Here is a 14357-nt window from a genome sequence, read left to right as displayed (position 1 = left end):
CTCCCCCGGGTGCCCCGGGCGCCCCCCGAGTGCCCGAGCGCGCACGAAACCCCCGCATGGCGCACTCCCGTACGGCCCAGTCCTGCTCGCATTATCCGACTTGTCGTCACATCATGTTGTCGTCAAGGCGGGTTTGTACGGGTTGGTGCCGTTTGGCGTGCACCGCCTGCTGCGCACCACTCCCGCCGTCGTCCTCAGGACCCGGGAGTCGCCATGAGCCACGACACACCCTCACCGCAGCCGCCCCCCGCAGGACCGGGCCGCTCCCGGAACGACGACGAACGCAACTCCTGGGCCGCGGGCGGCACGGTCTTCGCGGGCGTCCTGCTGCTGGTCGCCGGTGTCCTGGCGATCCTCGAAGGCATCGTCGGCATCGCCAGGGACACGGTCTACATCGTCAACCGCGGCGGCTACGTCTACGACTTCAACGTGCGGGCCTGGGGCTGGATCCACCTCGTCCTCGGCGTCATCGCCGTGATCGTCGGCGCGGGCCTGCTGCGCGGCGACGCGTGGGCGAAGTACCTGGGCATCGCGATCGCCGGGCTCAGCATGATCGCGAACTTCATGTTCCTGCCCTACCAGCCCGTCTGGTCACTGATCATGATCGGGATCGACATCTTCGTGATCTGGGCGCTGGCCACCTACCACCCCCAGCACGGTCGGCAGGCCGGGGGCAAGCTGTGATCGGCTTCCCCGCCAACCCCACCCTCGTCCAGCTGCGCCGCTGCACCGTCGCGGTCGACCTGGGCGCCGCACGCACCCGGGTCTACCTGCGCGGCAGCGGCCTGGTCGCCGACGAGCCCAGCGTGGCCGCGGTCGACGTGCGCACCGGCGCGCTCATCGCGGTCGGCGCCAGCGCCGAGCAGATGGCCGGCCGCACCCCCGAGCACATCAGGGTCGTCCGACCGGTCGCGGGCGGCGCGGTCGTCGACATCGCCATGGCCCAGCGGATGCTGCGGCACATCCTCGGCGACAAGCTCGGCCGCCGCAGGCTGCGGATGCCGATGATGCGGGCCGCGGTGTGCACCCCGCACGGCAGCGAGCCGATCGCCCGCAGGGCGGCCGTCGAGACGATGTACGGGCTCGGCGCGCGCCGGGTCGAGCTGGTGGACACGCTGATCGCCGCGGCGGTCGGCTGCGGGCTGCCGGTGGAGCACCCCGAGGCCACCATGATCGTGGTGTGCGGCGCGGGCACCACCCAGGTCGCGGTCCTCTCGCTGGGCTCGATCGTGTCGGCGGAGACCGTGCCGGTCGGCGGCGACGCGATCGACCGGGCGGTGGTGCAGCACCTGCGCAACGCGCACGAGCTGACGCTGCCCAGCCAGTCCGTGCGCCCGCTGCACCAGATGCTCGGCGCCCCCGCGAGCGGCGGCACCCCCACCACCGAGGTGTACGGCCGCGACGTCGTCAGCGGCATGCCCCGCTCGGTCCTGGTCGACACCGAGGGCGTACGGCACGCCATGCGCACCCCGCTGACCGCGGTCGTGGACGCCATCACCGGCGTCCTGCGGCACTGCCCGCCCGACCTGGTCGCCGACCTCGGCGACTGCGGCATCATGCTGGCCGGCGGCTCCGCCCTGATGCCCGGCCTCGACCTGATGCTCCGCCAGGCCACCGGCATGCCCGTCCACGTGGCCGACCGCCCCGACATCGTCGCCGTCCAGGGCCTCGGCGCCATGATCGAGGGCCGCGCCCGCCCCCTCCTCCTCGACCCGCTCACCGTCTGACCCTCCCCCACACCCCGAGGGCGGCCCGTCCACCGACCGGGCCGCCCTCGGCACGTCAGCGCCCCCGAGCCGGCCACTCCGGGTGCCCGCTCTCCGCACCCCGTCCACAGAGGCGAGGACACCCGGAACTGCGGCCCACGTGGACGACGACAGCGGGCAGCCGTTACGAGCCAGCCACGCGGCGCCCGGTCATGTTCAGGCGAAGCACCTTGTGCAACTTGGCATGCTCCGGCCATGATGACGGCGATGCGGGAAATCTACCCGCATAGATCGGCTCCGTCCTGAACGCCCTCGCCCGCCGTTCCGCCGCTCACCAGCGGCACCGGCACGCCTCCAGGAGGAACCCCCGTGCACCTCACCGCAAGCAAGCGCGCCGCGATCACCCTCGCACTCGGCGCGACCTGCGCACTGGCCGTCCAGGGCCTGGCCCTGCCCTCCGCACACGCCGCCGCCCCGGCACCCTCGCACGTCACCGCCAAGACCTCGCCCGTCACCGCCGCGGAAGCAGCCGTCGCGCGCGGCCTCGCCGCCTCGCTCGCCGAACCCGGCTGGCGCGGCCGGGTACGGGCCGCCGCGCTCGGCTCCGCGCAGGTGGACCTCGCCCCGCTCGCCGCGCGCGGCAGCGCACCCGCCGGGCTCGCCGCCGCGGTCACCGCCGCCGACCGGAAGATCGCCGCGGCCAAGGGCCTCGGCGCGCAGACCGGTTCGCTGCTGCGGGTCCGGCTGGGCGCCGACAGCATGAAGGCCGCCCTGACCCCGGACACCGTCCCGCTGGTGGCCGTCGCCGCCGACGACGACAGCGGGGCCGCGGTCACCGCGTACGACAGTGCGGGCCACGCCCACACCCTCAGTGCCCGGCAGGCGCCGGAGCAGCCCGTCTACGTGGTGGACGTCGACGTCGACAAGGCCGCCGCGGCCGGCCTCCAGGAGGTCGGCAAGGCCTTCCACCAGGCCGGCCTGAACGCCCCCGCCGCCACCGCGACCGCCGCCACGGCCGCCACCGGCGGCTACTGGACGACCAAGGTCGACTCGGTCCACCTCAACGACGACGAGGAGCCCTGGATCCTCGGCAACGCCGAGATCTTCTCGGTCGTCAGCGGCTTCGGATTCGACGGCAAGGTCCGCGTCGACACCGTCGACATGCCCTACCTGGACAACGACGGCACCACGTACTACCCCAACCAGATCCTGGTCAACTGGTCCAACTACAAGTACAACCTGGCCGACGTCGTGATGATGGAGGACGACGGCGACACCAACTACGCGACCCTGGCCAAGGCACTGGCGGACGCCCTGCTCACCATCACCGACCAGGGCGCCTACATCCCGCTCGTGGACGCGATCCTGGCGGCGATCCCGTCGTCCTGGTACACCAACGACGCCGACTACGTCGACTCCTGGTACACCCTGGCCCAGTCCTCCTCCGGCCAGCTCAACGGCGCCCGGGGCAACGGGCGGATGACCGTGTCGCCGTACTTCGTCCAGCAGTTCTGACCTCCGCTCCACCTGGCCGGGGACCGCCGGCCCCGGCGGCGGCGGTCCCCGGCCGACCGGATCCCGGCCGGCCCGCGGCGGCGACCCCGCCGTTCACCCGGGGGTGGCACCATGCGCCCGTGACAGAACAAGCGATGGTGCGGCGGCTCGGCGTCGGGGACGCGGTCGTCGTCGGGCTCGGGGCGATGATCGGGGCCGGGGTCTTCGGGGCGTTCGGCCCTGCCGCCGGGGCCGCGGGGGCCGGCGGCGCGCTGCTCGGCGCGCTCGGGCTCGCGGCGGTCGTGGCGTACTGCAACGCCACCTCCTCCGCCCGGCTCGCCGCCCGCCACCCCGAGTCCGGCGGCACCTACGTCTACGGGCGCGAGCGCCTCGGCCCGTTCTGGGGCTACCTCGCCGGGTGGAGCTTCGTCGCCGGCAAGACCGCGTCCTGCGCGGCGATGGCGCTGACCGTCGGCCACTACGCCTGGCCGAACCACGCCCGTGTCACCGCCGTCGCCGCCGTCGTGGCCCTGACCACCGTCAACTGCCTCGGTGTCCGCAAGTCCGCCTGGCTGACCCGGCTGATCGTCGCGGTGACCCTCGCCGTGCTCGCCGCCTGCGTCGTCGCGGGCCTGACCGGCAACGCCGACGCGGACCGGCTGGCCGCCGACGGCACCGGCGCCTCGGCCCACGGCCTGCTCCAGGCCGCGGGCCTGCTCTTCTTCGCCTTCGCCGGCTACGCCCGCATCGCCACCCTCGGCGAGGAGGTCCGCGACCCGGCCCGCACGATCCCCCGGGCGATCCCGCTGGCGCTCGGCATCACCCTGGTCGTCTACGCGGCCGTCGCCGCCACCCTGCTCGCCGTCCTCGGCCCGGTGGCGCTGGCCCACTCCACCGCCCCGCTCGCCGACGCCGTCCGCGCCGCCGGTGCGCCGGGCCTGGCGCCCGTGGCCCGCGCGGGCGCCGCCGTCGCCGCGCTCGGCTCGCTGCTCGCGCTGCTGCTCGGCGTATCGCGGACGACCCTGGCCATGTCCCGCGACCGCCACCTCCCGCACCCGCTGGCCACCCTGAGGGCCGGCGCCCCCGTCCGCGCGGAACTCGCCGTCGGCGCGACCGCCACCGTCCTGGCCGCGACCACCGACCTGCGCGGCGCCATCGGCTTCTCCTCCTTCGGCGTGCTGCTCTACTACGCCATCGCCAACGCCTCCGCCCTCCGCCTCGCCCCGGCCGAGCACCGCCCTCCGCTCGCGGTCCCGGTCGTCGGCGTCCTGGGCTGCGCCGCCCTGGCCGCGAGCCTCCCGCTCTCCTCCGTGCTCGCCGGCCTCGCGGTGACGGCGGTAGGGGCGGCGCTCTACGCGGTACGCCGCACGGGAGTCGGGGGCCGCGGCCCCCACCGGCCCGGCCGCTGACCGGACTCCCGCACTCGCCCGCCCGACGGTCAGGCCGCCTGCGGCCTGCCCATGAAGCCGAACTTCGCCTGCCGCCGCAGGGACGCCAGAATGCCGACCAGCACCCCGCCCACCGCCCAGGCGGACAGCACCCACCACGCGGTGGCGGTGTCGTGCCCGCCGAAGTACGAGTAGTTGCGCACCAGCGTCACCCCGGCCCCGTTCGGCAGCGCAGGCCCGATGTCCCGCCAGAACGGCGGCATCAGCGACGCCGGAAACACCCCGCCCGCACTCGGGTTCCCCAGCACGACGAAGATCAGCACGGACAGCGCGATGCCGATCTGCCCCAGCAGCACCTGGAAGGCCATCCCCGCGGCGGACGCGGCGAAGGTGATCAGGACCGCGATCCACCACAGCGACCAGAAGTGCCCGGGCAGCGCGTCGAAGACGAGGTCGGCGATGATCGCGGCCCCCAGCCCGGACAGGACCGACAGCACGGCGAGCGCGCTCAGCCGCACCAGCGTCCGGTGCAGGTTCGCCGGCCGCGCACCGAACGACATCGCCAGCGCGGCCGACCCCAGATAGCCGCCGATGATCACGCCCACGACGAGGTAGAAGCTGCTCAGCCCGCGCCCGTCCGCGGGGTTGGGCGCCCGCAGGTCGACGATCGTCACCCGCCGCGGCGCCTCCACCTTCTGGAAGACCACCTGCAGCGAAGTCACCGCCGCAGGCCCGCCGGCCGACGCGACCAGCAGCCGGTCCGTCCCCGTCGCAGGCCCGACCACCAGCGCCGCCTCGACGCTCCGGTCCAGCACCATCGCCCGCGCCTGCCCGACGCTGTCCGCCGACTTCGCCGACAACGGCTCCCCTGGCAGCCCGTTCAGCTTCCCGACCACCGCCGCCTGCGTCCCCGCGGGCGCCACCACGGCGAGCGGGATCCGGCTCGGCTTCGGCGAGTGGAAGGCCCCGATGTAGGAGACGATGAAGGCCAGTTCGAGGATGAGCACCCCGAGCAGCAGGATGCTGGACCGCGGGGTGACCGCGTCCTTCACCTCCTGCCAGAGCCCTTTCGACGGCCGGTAGTCCGACGGCGGTGACGACGGTGGCGACACATCGGCCATGACCACTCCACGCATTTGCTCGACGGCGCTGAGTGACCATAGAAGCACCTGCGGGCGGCAGAACGTGTCCGCCACCCGGTCAGAACGGGGCGCGTCCCGCCGCGCTCATCGCCCTTCCTCCGGCGCAGCGCGCCGGTCGGCGACCCGGTAGCCGTCGCCGGTGTCACCGGTACGGGCCTCGGTGCGGTGACCCCGCTCCAGGTAGTCCCGCACGATCAACTCGACCGCGTCCTGCGGACTCCTCGCACCTGCCAGCAGCATGACCTCGATCGCCAGATCGCTGTCCAGGCTGATCGTCACCTTCGCCACGACATCCCCCACGGGTCCGTTACGCGGGCAGCCCGCGCCAAGCCGTCCGCGCGGCGCGTCGCGCGCCCGGCCCATCAGTGTGACCGCACACGGGTCACCCCGTCACGCGATCAGACCGGGAAGCGGTTCGCCTTCACGTCGGCGAGGAACGCGGCCCAGGCCGCGGCCGGGAAGACCAGGGCGGGACCCTGGGGGTCCTTGGAGTCCCGCACGGGGACGACGTCGAAGCCGTCGGCGACCTCGATGCAGCTTTCCGGGTCGGCCCCACCGCTGTACGACGACTTGCGCCAAGTGGCGGTGCTCAGGTCTGGCGTGGCGTTGAGCATGACGCGCGGTCCTCCAGAACGTCTCGCAGTAGTCCAAGGGTCTCGGCCGTGGAGAGCGCGGAGTCCCGCAGCCGATCGTAGGACAACCGAAGGTGCTCCACCTCGTCCACGTCGTCGATCAACTGCCCGAAACGGCTGCTCTCGATGTACGCCACCATCTGCCCGCTCGCGAGCCACAGCAGTTGGAGTGAGCTGCCGAGCAGGTCGTGCAGGCCCGCCGTGTACGGCACCATCTGCAGCGAGATGTTGGGGCGTTGAGCCGCTTCGACCAGATGCCCGAGCTGTTCCGTCCAGACCTCCGGGTTCCGAGCGGGGCGACGGATCACCGACTCGTCGAGCAGTCCCCGGTAGTGCAGTGGCTGCGAACCGGTCAACAGCTCCTGCCGAGCTATCCGGGACTGCACCTCCCCTGGCAACGCCTCCTCCGAGATGGGGAGCGTTCGCAGCAGCGCCTCGGCGTACCTGGGCGTCTGCAACAGCCCCGGCACCGTGCTGATGCTGAACTCCTGGACGCCTGTGGCGTCGGCTTCCAGATCGGTGAAGCCCTGATAACGGCTCTGCCTCGCCTCCCGCTTGGCCAACCGCCACAGGTTGGCGAGGAGATCACCGGCGTCGTAGACCCGGTCGAGGGCGCAGGCCGCGTCGAGGGACCCCAACCGACCGCCCTTTTCGAGCCGTTGGAGGTACGACGTGTCGTACCTCGTCTTGTCGGAGAGCTGGGCGAGAGTCCAGCCGCTGCTCTCTCGGCGGCGCGACAGCTCGCGGCGGAAGACCGCTCGGGCCGACGGGTCATCATCACCGTTGCCGTTCATGCGCAGTACGCACCCACTTCCGTTGCCTCGCAGTCCGGGCAACCGCCCGGCCGGCCCGGCAGCGGGCACGGCCACCTGCGTGCGGAGCGTCACGGTCGCACGCATGCGAACCGGCCATGTGCCGGTCAGGGAGGGCAAAGCCCAGCCCCTACTGATCGTAGGTCCGACACCGCACCCTTATCCACAGAACGTCAGAAACCGATCACGTAGAGGCGGCGCACCGCGATGGCGACCACGACCCCCACCTACCTCCCGGCACAGATCCTGTGGCCCGCCACGCCCCGCGGAGTCCACCAGGCCCGCCACTCCCTGGAACGCCAACTGGCCCACTGGGAGCTGTCTGACCTGGCCTTCACGGCCGGTCTCGTCCTGACCGAGCTGATGACGAACGCCTACCGCCACGGCACCGCCCCCGGCCGCAAGACGGGCGTCACCGTCCTCCGCGTCCCCGCCGGCGTACGGATCGAGGTCCACGACTCCGTCGACCTGGCGGAGGGCGCACCGACCCTGACCGAGGCCCCCACCGACGCGGAACGCGGCCGCGGCCTGACCCTGGTCGACACCCTGACCGCCCACCGATGGGGCGTCACCGACCGCAACGGCCCCGGCAAAATCGTCTGGGCCACCTGCACTCAACCGTCAGCCTGATCTGCCGCGTACTACGCACGACAGAGACCTCACGGCCGGGTCTGGCAGGATTCGAGCCGTGGACGAACTCAGCTACTCCGCCGCCTGGTTGGAACGCTGGCGGGACGAGGTCACCAGCGCGGTGGCCGCCGTGATGTCGACGTTCGAGAAGACGTACGGCTACCCGCCCAGCAGGAACGAGGTCCGGGTCGCGGACGAGTCGGACCTCCGGGCTGCGGCCGATTACGGCCGGGAAGGCTGCGGGTTCCGCGAGATGAGTACGTTCTACGAGTCGATCGGCGAGGTCGTGCTGCCGGATATCGGCAACGGCTATTTCGTCCACTCGGCGCGCAACGTCCTGGACCGGCTCGCAGAGGAAGGCGAGATCTTCATACCGATGGCTGACGACCCGCTCGGGATGGTGATCGCCTCGAACGGCGCGGGCCACCTCTACGTCGCCGACTGGGGCGGCGCGGTCCACCGATCCCGCACGGCCTCCCTGGACGAGCCGGAGTTCGGCCAGGTCGCCGACAACCTCCCGGAGTTCCTCGACCGGCTCCGCCACTGCGTCCTCGCCTTCGCAGTGACGGGCGAGCCCGGCGACCTCTAGCACCGGCGGCACCAGGCGGCTGGCATGCTCGTCGGCATGCCGATACCCCGAGCGGTCGCCGTGGTCGTCGACGGTCCGCGTGCGCTGGTCATCAAGCGCTACCTGAAGCGCGAACGGCTCGACGCCTGCGTCATGTGCGAGGCCACCGCCTCGCCCGGACCGGAGTGCCCCGGCCACCACTACGCCGTCCTGGTCGGCGGCCACGTCGAGGAGGGCGAGACCCCCGAGGAGGCCGCCCTGCGCGAACTCGCCGAGGAGACCACCCTCGAAGCGCGCGTCGACCGCCTCCTGTGGACCGGCCTCCACAACGGCCGCCCCGCGTCCTACTACCTGATGACCGACGTCACCGGCACCCCCACCCTGTCCGGCCCCGAAGCCCAGGAACACTCCCCGACCAACAGCTTCGAACTCCTCTGGGCAAGCCCGACCGAGTTCACCCCCCTCAACCTCCACCCCGCCGACATCCGCACCCCCCTGACCCAGCTCCTCCGCCGTGGCGGCGCCCGCTGAAAGGCGATGCGCTGAGGGCGGCCGCGGACCTTCCGGTCCTGGCCGCCCTCACCGGGCCACCGCTGCCCCGCAGGTTCGCCGCTGCCGCCTTCCGGCTACGGCCGCTGCTTGGCCCTGTCGACGACGGCCCAGCTGTCGAGGTAGGAGAGCTGGGTGACCTCGACCCGGTGCTTGCCCTTGCCCTTGCCGATGGTGCTCTGGTCGCGGAAGCCGAGGAACTCGTAGGTCTTCGGGTCGAAGATGAAGTAGCTGCCGAAGCCCCCGTACTCGGCCGGAAGCGTCGGGTCGTCGTAGGTGATGCCCACGCCGGTACGGCCCTTGGCGTCCTTCTGGTTCGGCACCGCCTTCACCCCGGGGATCATGCCGAGCGCCTCGTACGCTGCCGGGCGCAGCCCGTCGGGCATCACCGGGACCAGCTTGAGCAGCCCGGTGAGCTGGAACTCGGCCGCCGACCACCGGACGTCCGAGATCCCGCTGAGGGGGTCGCCCTTGCCGTCGGGCGTGCCCGAAGTCGTCGAAGGTGCCGACGGGGGCGCCGACGGGTCGCTGGGCGCGCCCCCGGCCACGAGCGAGAGGATCAGCTTCTCGGGGTCGGTCGGAAGCGTCTTCAGCGTCGCCCAGTCCTGCGGCGGCCACTCGGTCACGCCCGCTTCCGTCGGCGGTGCCCACCAGCCCTTGCCGACCTCCATGATCCAGGAAGGCTTCGAGCCGTCCACCGACCTCCAGTTCTCGTCGGTGTAGCTCTTGGTGGCGCCGGTCTTCTCGTCGGTCTCCCTGATGATCTCCTTGGTGTAGATGAACTGGTCGTCCCTCGGGCTGGCCGCCTGCTCGTGCTGCCGGGCGTAGGTGGCCGCACCGTTGAGCACGACCTGCGCGCTCACGTTCTGCAGGGCCGGAAGACTGGCAGACGGCGGTACCGCCGTCTGCCGCCCGCCGCTGTCGTCGCCCTGCCCGGCGACCAGGACACCGCCGACGACCGCGGCCGCGACCGCGGCGGTCAGGGCGATGCGCAGGACGGGACGGCGGCGGCGTACGGCCGTGGCGGGTCCGTCCTCCGCGTCCATCGCGTCGAGCAGCCGTGCCCGCACCCGTCTCCGGGTGGCGTCGTCGAGCGGGGGAGCCCCCGCGTCGTACTCCCTCAGTTCCCGCAGTTCTTCGATGTCACGCATGGGGGTCTGCCTCTCGGAAAGCTGTCGGATCTGACCCGCCCAGTGCTTCGCGCAACTTCTTGCGAGCCCTGTTCAGCCGGGATCTGACGGTGCCGACCGGCACTCCGAGGGCTTGGGCCGCTTCCTCGTAGCCGAGGTCGCCCCAGGCCACCAGCAGGACGACGTCCCGGTGCCGGGCGGACAGCCTGGCCAGCGCCGCCGCCAGCTCCCGGCGCACCCCTGTGGCGCCGGCCCTGGCGACCGCGCGGTCCGCGACCGGCTCCTCGTGCTGCACCGGCTCCGGAACCTTGGCGAGCGCCTTCAAACGGCGTGCCTCGGCCCTGCGGTGCCGGCCCATGAGGTTGGTCGCGATGCCGAACAGCCATGGGCGGGCGTCGGCACGCGTCAGGTCGTAGGTATGGCGCCGCTGGAAGGCGGTCGTGAACGTCTCCGCCATCAGATCCTCCGCCGCCTCGGGACCGATCCGCCGGGCCACGTAACGGTGCACGGCGTCGGCGTACCGGTCGAAGAGCGCGGCGAAATGCTCGGGCTCGTCCCGGGACCGCGCGATCACACGGGCGTCGCTGTCCTCGCGATGCTCCTCGCGGGTGCGGACGCCCGGGGACTCGACGGCCATCGGGGCTCCTTTCGTTCGTGCGAACGCCTCGAAGGCTTGGGCTTGTTCGGGTTTCTCACGTGTCCTTCGCCGGTGGGCCGCATCGAGTTCCATTCCAGGCCGGCCACGGAGCCGGGATCGTAGCGAGAAGGCCCTCGGCGGGGAGAGCCCGCCGGCGGCAGGCCGAGGACGGCGCTGCGTGCACGCCCTACGGGTACGGGACCGCGTCGGTCGCCGTCGTGCCGAACGTGAACGTGCCGTGGCGGCCCACCCGTTCGGCCCGCGGCAGGGTATTCGGTGGGCGTCGGGGAGCCGGGCAAGTCCGGCGAGGTGACGCCGGCCACGGCCAGCGAGGGGGGCGCCGGCGGTCAGCGCAGGCGCGCGCTGTCGGCGGCGTCCTCGCCGTGCTGCCAGCCGGCCGCGTCGCGGGCCTTGAGGCGGGAGGTGGTGGTCGTGGGGAACAGCCGGCGGGTGGTGTCCTCGACGGCCAGGGCGCGGGAGACCAGCGCCGGGAGCAGGCCCGGGGTCGCGGACTCCTCCTCCGCGGTCGCCGCGGTCAGCCGGGCGCGGATACGGGAGGCGTAGGCGATCAGGAAGGACTCGCGGAAGTCGCGCGAGCGGGAGGTGCGGCCGCGGTGCAGGGCGCGGTCGGCCTGGACGAGGAGGGAGGTGTAGAGCAGCTCGACGGCGTCGAGGTCGGGGGCGTGGCCGACGACCGTCGAGAAGCCGAGTTCGGAGGACCAGACGGACTGGCAGCGGTTCGCCTCCGCGACGGCGTCCAGGAGCAGGGCCTTCGCGCCCTCGTACGGCCGGTCGACGCCGATGCGGCGGGCGCCTGCCGCGTCCGGGTGCTCGTGGGAAGCGGCCAGCAGGGCCGCGTCGATGCTGTGCCGGGCCATCAGGTGCTGGGCCTTCGCCGAGAGCGCCTCGGCCTCGTCCGGGTAGCCGGTCGACTCCGCCTTCGCCAGCAGCGCGCGGATGCGGGCCAGCATCTTCGGCGGCGCGGCGGCCTCGCCGGGCGGGGCGGCGGCCAGCAGCGCGGGGATCGCGGGGAGGCGGGCGTACAGGCACAGCAGCTCGACGTACGCGGTCGCGGCGGAGAAGCGGTCGAGCCGTTCGGCCCGGGCGAACGCGCCCAGGCCGCCTTCCGCCGCCGCCAGCCGCTGGTGCAGCGGCCCCAGCTCACGGGCGGCCATCCGTACGAGGTCCTGCGGCTGCCAGCCGCGCCGCCCGCAGTCGCGTACGGCCCCCTCCGCGGACCGTGCCGCGACGGCGTCCCAGTCCGCGGCGGCCGCGAGCACGGACGCGGCGACGTCCACGTCGTCCGCGCCGCCGCGGACGGCCCGGGCGAGCACGTCGCCGAAGTTCTCTTCCACCCACCTATTGTCCCTGCCGGGACCCCGGCCCCGCGCCGGAGCCCGCAGCGCACCTGGCCGGCGCGACCCGGGGGGTCGAGCCCCCGGACGGCCCGGGCGTAGGCCGCCCGGCAGGCGCCCGCCTCACGGGCGCAGGTGGGCGTTGAGGCGGGCCGCCTGGCGGGTCAGGTGGGTGCGTTCGGGGATGGTCGGGGAGCGGTGGGCCGCCTCCGCGTAGAGGCGGGCCGCCGTCGGGAGGTCGCCGGCGCGCTCGTGGAGGTACGCGGCGGCCGCGGTGCGGCGAGGGACGGAGTCGGGGACGGCCGCCAGGGCGGCGAGGCCCGCGCGGGGGCCGTCGGCCTCACCGACGGCCACCGCCCGGTTGAGGCGGACGACCGGGCTGTCGGTCAGGCGGACCAGCTCGTCGTACCACTCGACGATCTGCACCCAGTCGGTCTCCTCAGCGGTGAGCGCGTCCGCGTGCAGCGCGGCGACGGCCGCCTGGGCCTGGAATTCGCCGAGCCGGTCGCGGGCGAGAGCCGCCTGGAGGATCGCGACGCCCTCGGTGATCGCCACGGTGTCCCAGCGGCCGCGGTCCTGCTCGGCCAGCGGCACCAGGGCGCCGTCGGGGGTGGTCCTGGTCGCGTGCCGCGCGTGGTGCAGCAGCATGAGGGCGAGCAGCCCCGCCACCTCGGGGTGGTCGATGGCGGCGGCGAGCTGCCGGGTGAGCCGGATCGCCTCGGCGGCGAGGTCGACGTCGCCGGAGTAGCCCTCGTTGAAGACCAGGTAGAGCACCCGCAGTACGGTGGCGACGTCGCCGGGCCGGTCGAACCGCACCCCCGACACGGTGCGCTTGGCGCGGCTGATGCGCTGCGCCATGGTCGCCTCGGGCACGAGGTACGCCTGGGCGATCTGGCGGGTGGTGAGCCCGCCGACCGCCCGCAGCGTGAGCGCGACCGCGGAGGACGGCGTCAGCGACGGGTGGGCGCACAGGAAGTAGAGCTGGAGCGTGTCGTCCGCGGCGGCCGCGGGGCCGGGCGGCGGCTCCTCCTCCACCCGGTCCTCCCGCCGGCGGCGGGCGGTGTCGGACCTGGTCGCGTCGAGGAAACGGCGCCAGGCCACGGTGACCAGCCACCCCTTCGGGTCGCGCGGGGGCTCCGCGGGCCAGACCCGCACGGCCTCGATCAGCGCCTCCTGCACCGCGTCCTCGGCCGCCGCGAAGTCGGCTCCGCGGCGGACGAGGACGGCGAGCACACCCGGGGTGAGGCTCCTGAGCAGGACCTCGTCCACGGGCGCGGTCAGTCCGTGGCGGTGTGCATCGTGCAGTCCGTGACGGTGTGCGTCGGGGTCAGGAAGGGGCGCAGCTCCAGCCACTCGTGGATGGGCTTCCCGCCCGCCCCGGGGGCGGCCGACAGCTCCCCGGCCAGTTCGACCGCGCGCTCGTAGGTGTCGACGTCGATCACCATCCAGCCGGCGATGAGGTCCTTGGTCTCGGCGAACGGGCCGTCGGTGACCGGCGGGCGGCCCTCCCCGTCGTACCGCACGAAGGTCCCCTCGGGGGACAGCGCCTGGCCGTCGACGTACTCACCGGTCGTCTCCAGCCGGGCCGCGAAGTCGTTCATGTACTGGATGTGCGCCGTGATCTCGTCCTGCGTCCACTGGTCCATGGGGATGTTGTTGACCGCGTCCGGGGCGCCTCGGTAGTGCTTGAGCAGCAGGTACTTGGCCATGGTGGTTCTCCTCCGTGCCGGTGCGACCCATTGTGGCCGCCGCCTTCACCCCGGGGACGGAGCCGGCCGCGGGTTCTCGACATCCCCGGCCGGACTTTCCTCGGCCACGTCGGCCGGCCCGCGCGGTCACAGGGCAATGGGCCGGTACGCCAGAGCCTCGTCGACCACTTCCGCCGCGCTGAGCTGCGGGCCGGAACGGTAGATCAGATCGACCACACGTGGATGCCGGACGTTCGCCTCCAGCAGCCGCACGAGCCCGTCGTGCTCGCTCTCCGTCCCCTCACCGGCCGCAAGGCGCTCGGCGAGTCGGATCATCTCGTCCCTCGACATGACGCCCGCCTCTCCTGCCGCCGCTTGAGATCGGCCGTTGTGGGGCTACTCCTCCTGGGCCACCTCGATGGAGCCGTGGAGGTCGTGGGCCGCCTCCAGGGCGCAGGCGGCGGAGAGGGCGAGGCAGCAGGCGAGGGCGACCGCGATCGCGCGGGGGGTGCGGGGCGGGTGGGGGCGGGTGAGGAGGGCGGCGACGCGGCGCGGTACGGGGCCGGTGGCCGCGGACAGGGCCGCGAGCGGGCGCGGGGCCGCCGGGCGGGCGGCCAGGGCCGCCC

The 14357-nt window shown here is 73.3% G+C and carries 17 protein-coding genes and 1 pseudogene; 7 read left to right on the top strand and 11 right to left on the bottom strand.

The annotated features are described in order from the left end of the window. Nucleotides 1-213: 213 nt before the first annotated feature. The 4 genes from NFU81_RS14605 (at nucleotide 214) to NFU81_RS14590 (ending at nucleotide 4609) form a co-directional block, all read left to right on the top strand. Nucleotides 214-684: a DUF7144 family membrane protein gene (locus NFU81_RS14605; protein WP_251489676.1), complete on the top strand. Its 471-nt coding sequence runs from the start codon at nucleotides 214-216 to the stop codon at nucleotides 682-684. Continuing rightward, nucleotides 681-1727: a rod shape-determining protein gene (mreB, locus tag NFU81_RS14600; protein WP_251489674.1), complete on the top strand. Its 1047-nt coding sequence runs from the start codon at nucleotides 681-683 to the stop codon at nucleotides 1725-1727. Before NFU81_RS14605 ends, mreB begins: the two co-directional genes overlap by 4 nt. 348 nt (nucleotides 1728-2075) lie before the next feature. Beyond that, nucleotides 2076-3221 carry a DUF3103 family protein gene (locus tag NFU81_RS14595; protein ID WP_251489672.1) on the top strand — a complete coding sequence of 382 codons (1146 nt, stop codon included), beginning with the start codon at nucleotides 2076-2078 and terminating at the stop codon, nucleotides 3219-3221. A gap of 134 nt (nucleotides 3222-3355) precedes the next feature. Then, nucleotides 3356-4609 (top strand): APC family permease, encoded by a 1254-nt coding sequence (locus tag NFU81_RS14590; protein WP_251489856.1) that lies wholly within the window; start codon nucleotides 3356-3358, stop codon nucleotides 4607-4609. 29 nt (nucleotides 4610-4638) lie between these two features. On the opposite strand, the gene NFU81_RS14585 is transcribed toward NFU81_RS14590, so the two are convergent. The 4 genes from NFU81_RS14585 to NFU81_RS14570 form a co-directional block, all read right to left on the bottom strand. Beyond that, nucleotides 4639-5709 carry an ABC transporter permease gene (locus NFU81_RS14585; protein WP_251489670.1) on the bottom strand — a complete coding sequence of 357 codons (1071 nt, stop codon included), beginning with the start codon at nucleotides 5707-5709 and terminating at the stop codon, nucleotides 4639-4641. Between the two features lie 105 nt (nucleotides 5710-5814). Next, complete coding sequence (locus NFU81_RS14580; RefSeq protein ID WP_251489668.1) at nucleotides 5815-6018, bottom strand: hypothetical protein; 204 nt, start codon at nucleotides 6016-6018, stop codon at nucleotides 5815-5817. Between the two features lie 110 nt (nucleotides 6019-6128). Continuing rightward, nucleotides 6129-6344: a DUF397 domain-containing protein gene (locus tag NFU81_RS14575; protein ID WP_251489666.1), complete on the bottom strand. Its 216-nt coding sequence runs from the start codon at nucleotides 6342-6344 to the stop codon at nucleotides 6129-6131. Beyond that, a complete protein-coding gene (locus NFU81_RS14570) occupies nucleotides 6320-7156 on the bottom strand; it encodes a helix-turn-helix domain-containing protein (RefSeq protein ID WP_251489664.1) in 837 nt (278 codons plus the stop codon). Before NFU81_RS14570 ends, NFU81_RS14575 begins: the two co-directional genes overlap by 25 nt. A gap of 225 nt (nucleotides 7157-7381) precedes the next feature. On the opposite strand from NFU81_RS14570, the gene NFU81_RS14565 reads away from it, so the two are divergent. The 3 genes from NFU81_RS14565 to NFU81_RS14555 are packed head-to-tail and all read left to right on the top strand — an operon-like array spanning nucleotide 7382 to nucleotide 8903. After that, the gene (locus NFU81_RS14565) at nucleotides 7382-7804 is read left to right on the top strand and encodes an ATP-binding protein (RefSeq protein WP_251489662.1); all 423 of its coding nucleotides are present in this window, start codon (nucleotides 7382-7384) and stop codon (nucleotides 7802-7804) included. 58 nt (nucleotides 7805-7862) lie between these two features. Continuing rightward, complete coding sequence (locus tag NFU81_RS14560) at nucleotides 7863-8393, top strand: hypothetical protein (protein WP_251489660.1); 531 nt, start codon at nucleotides 7863-7865, stop codon at nucleotides 8391-8393. 36 nt (nucleotides 8394-8429) lie between these two features. Further along, complete coding sequence (locus NFU81_RS14555; protein ID WP_251489658.1) at nucleotides 8430-8903, top strand: NUDIX domain-containing protein; 474 nt, start codon at nucleotides 8430-8432, stop codon at nucleotides 8901-8903. A 95-nt stretch (nucleotides 8904-8998) separates the two neighbouring features. On the opposite strand, the gene NFU81_RS14550 is transcribed toward NFU81_RS14555, so the two are convergent. From NFU81_RS14550 to NFU81_RS14520, 7 genes and pseudogenes are all read right to left on the bottom strand, one after another. Then, nucleotides 8999-10072, bottom strand: a complete 1074-nt coding sequence (locus NFU81_RS14550) for a CU044_5270 family protein (RefSeq protein WP_251489656.1) — start codon at nucleotides 10070-10072, stop codon at nucleotides 8999-9001. Beyond that, the gene (locus tag NFU81_RS14545) at nucleotides 10065-10688 is read right to left on the bottom strand and encodes an RNA polymerase sigma factor (protein WP_251489654.1); all 624 of its coding nucleotides are present in this window, start codon (nucleotides 10686-10688) and stop codon (nucleotides 10065-10067) included. The genes NFU81_RS14550 and NFU81_RS14545 overlap by 8 nt, the downstream gene beginning before the upstream one ends. A gap of 347 nt (nucleotides 10689-11035) precedes the next feature. Continuing rightward, a complete protein-coding gene (locus tag NFU81_RS14540) occupies nucleotides 11036-12043 on the bottom strand; it encodes a DUF2786 domain-containing protein (RefSeq protein ID WP_251489653.1) in 1008 nt (335 codons plus the stop codon). Between the two features lie 123 nt (nucleotides 12044-12166). Beyond that, nucleotides 12167-13312, bottom strand: coding sequence for an RNA polymerase sigma factor (locus NFU81_RS14535; protein WP_251489652.1), 1146 nt, complete (start codon nucleotides 13310-13312; stop codon nucleotides 12167-12169). A gap of 8 nt (nucleotides 13313-13320) precedes the next feature. Beyond that, entirely contained in the window at nucleotides 13321-13752 is a 432-nt protein-coding gene (locus tag NFU81_RS14530; protein WP_251489651.1) for a YciI family protein, read from the bottom strand. Nucleotides 13753-13878: 126 nt separating this feature from the next. Beyond that, entirely contained in the window at nucleotides 13879-14082 is a 204-nt protein-coding gene (locus tag NFU81_RS14525) for a hypothetical protein (protein ID WP_251489650.1), read from the bottom strand. A gap of 45 nt (nucleotides 14083-14127) precedes the next feature. Beyond that, nucleotides 14128-14357: pseudogene (locus tag NFU81_RS14520) on the bottom strand (M56 family metallopeptidase); the annotation flags it as partial.

It is taken from the genome of Actinacidiphila cocklensis, assembly GCF_907177275.1.
GTDB lineage: Bacteria > Actinomycetota > Actinomycetes > Streptomycetales > Streptomycetaceae > Actinacidiphila > Actinacidiphila cocklensis.
The sequence above is the reverse complement of the archived record's forward strand: the minus strand, read 5'-3'. Positions and strand labels throughout refer to the sequence as shown.